Raw genomic sequence first — 1,140 nt, 5'->3', positions numbered from 1 at the left:
TTTTTGAGCAATAAAACTTATCTTATTATTTTTAACTTCTTGTACTATCATTTTTCTAAAATCTGCTGTATATTTATTAAATTTTTGTCCTTTTCTTGCCATATAAAAATGCACCTCCTCTAAAAGTTTAGTAAAGTTCTTTTTTAATTTTACTTACTTTTTGGGGTGCAGTCTACAAGCTCGATTAAAAGCAATGGTAAATTGTGAATTATATGAAAATACAGCAATGGGTATTCCAGTATCTAAAAGTTTTCATTTAGAAAAAACATATACAAAAGGACAAGTTAACCGAGATAAAGGTTATAATTTTACTAATGTAAATGGTTTAATTATTAATAAACAAGTATGAGCATATCCAATTAATATGGATACTATTCAACAAGTTTTAGATAATGATACTGCTAACCCCAAATGAATTGGTAAAGTACAATATGCAACACCAACTATTTTATATCCTAAAACATGTAAGATTATTTTAGAAAAAGCACCAACACAAGAAGAAATTAATATTGCTAAAAGTAATCTAAATAAAACATTTAGAGTACCAATTGATTATGTAATTCTATCATCAAGTAAAATAGATATTAGTAAAATTAATAAAATAGATAAACCAACTATTCATGTTGCAGACCCAACAAAGGCGACAGTAGAACAGTTAAAACCACAATTTAAGGATGTTGTTTTAAAAGCAATAAAAGCAGTAGATAGTTTTTTAACTGAAAGTGATTTTGACTACTTTATTGAAAGTAAAGGTGGAGATTGACCGATTGATATTACTAATGATCAAACAGTATCTGTTCAAATTGAAGGTAAAAACAACGCTACTGGTCAAACAAACCCAATTGATGTTGTAATTAAAAATTCTTAATAAACAATGAATTTATTAATATTACGAGTTTTAACTTTATTAGTATCTAATTTAGAAAATAAACCTTTAATAAGTAAATTTGTAAATTTAATTAATAAAATTAATCAAGTTAAAAATAAAATATTAAAACCAATTAATTATGTTACTGATAAATATAATAAAATTACAAATAAAGTTGAAGATATTTATCAGTGATTAAATCCATTTACTTATTTAGATTTAATTAAAAAAGGTCATAAAAAAGAAATACAAAAAATATTAAATCAATTAGA

Annotated in this window: 2 protein-coding genes; both read left to right on the top strand. The window is 23.5% G+C overall.

Features of this window, described 5'->3' with window-relative positions; translation table 4 throughout:
- Nucleotides 1–160 precede the first annotated feature (160 nt).
- Entirely contained in the window at nucleotides 161–868 is a 708-nt protein-coding gene (locus D9R21_RS06655; protein WP_126821559.1) for a hypothetical protein, read from the top strand.
- Between the two features lie 6 nt (nucleotides 869–874).
- On the top strand, nucleotides 875–1,140 hold a 266-nt coding region (locus tag D9R21_RS06650; RefSeq protein WP_148108891.1), incomplete at its 3' end, for a hypothetical protein.

It is taken from the genome of Spiroplasma endosymbiont of Megaselia nigra (genome assembly GCF_003987485.1).
GTDB lineage: Bacteria > Bacillota_I > Bacilli_A > Mycoplasmatales > Mycoplasmataceae > Spiroplasma.
Note: the sequence above shows the minus strand (reverse complement) of the source record. Positions and strands in the feature narration are given on the sequence as shown.